Below are 1,161 nucleotides of genomic sequence, written 5' to 3'. Positions count from 1 at the left end.
TCGCGTTTACGGCCGCCCTGATGTTGTTGAACTACTGCACGCTTCGCTGGTGTGTGGTGGGGATGGGGTGGTCGGTCTTTGTAGCAATGCAAGTTTTATTGGTCGAGCGGAACTCAGGTTCCAAGCTTCACTGAGCGTTGGTGTTGTTTGGGTTGAGTGTTTGTGAGACAAGCTACGAAGGGCACATGGTGGATGCCTTGGCATCGAGAGCCGAAGAAGGACGTAGTAGCCTGCGATAAGCCCTGGGGAGTTGGCAAACGAACTGTGATCCGGGGATGTCCGAATGGGGAAACCCAGCTGGAGTCATGTCCAGTTACCCGCGCCTGAATATATAGGGCGTGTGGAGGGAACACCGGGAAGTGAAACATCTCAGTACCGGTAGGAAGAGAAAACAACAGTGATTCCGAGAGTAGTGGCGAGCGAAATCGGAACAGGCCAAACCTCATCTGTGTGATAGCCGGCAGGCGTTGCAGGTGGGGGGTTGTGGGACCATTCAGAATCTGCTGCCGTGGGTTCAGGAAGTCATAAAATCTGGTTGAAGTCCAATTCCGTTGGAAAGCGGAGCCGTAGAGGGTGATAGCCCCGTAAGCGTAAGGCCAGGTCTTCCGAGTGGTATCCCAAGTAACACGGAACCCCTGAAATTCCGTGTGAATCTGGCGGGACCACCCGTTAAGCCTAAATACTCCTCGATGACCGATAGCGGACAAGTACCGTGAGGGAAAGGTGAAAAGTACCCCTGGCGGGGAGTGAAATAGTACCTGAAACCGTGTGCCTACAATCCGTTGGAGCCTTGTACTTGTATGGGGTGACAGCGTGCCTTTTGAAGAATGAGCCTGCGAGTTTGCGTTGTGTTGCGAGGTTAACCCGTGTGGGGTAGCCGTAGCGAAAGCGAGTCCGAATAGGGCGTTTGAGTAGCACGATCAAGACCCGAAGCGGAGTGATCTATCCATGGGCAGGTTGAAGCGCGGGTAAGACCGCGTGGAGGACCGAACCCACTTAGGTTGAAAACTGAGGGGATGACCTGTGGATAGGGGTGAAAGGCCAATCAAACTCCGTGATAGCTGGTTCTCCCCGAAATGCATTTAGGTGCAGCGTTGTGTGTTTCTTGCCGGAGGTAGAGCACTGGATAGCCGATGGGCCCGACCAGGTTACTGACGTTAG

At 54.0% G+C, this 1,161-nt stretch carries 1 rRNA gene; it reads left to right on the top strand.

Annotated elements, in window-relative coordinates:
* Positions 1–165: 165 nt before the first annotated feature.
* Positions 166–1,161 (top strand): 23S ribosomal RNA (locus GRQ65_RS22010); the annotation flags it as partial.

The sequence above is a fragment of the Nocardioides flavescens genome (assembly GCF_009823805.1).
Taxonomy (GTDB): Bacteria; Actinomycetota; Actinomycetes; order Propionibacteriales; family Nocardioidaceae; genus Nocardioides; species Nocardioides flavescens.
Note: the sequence above shows the minus strand (reverse complement) of the source record. Positions and strands in the feature narration are given on the sequence as shown.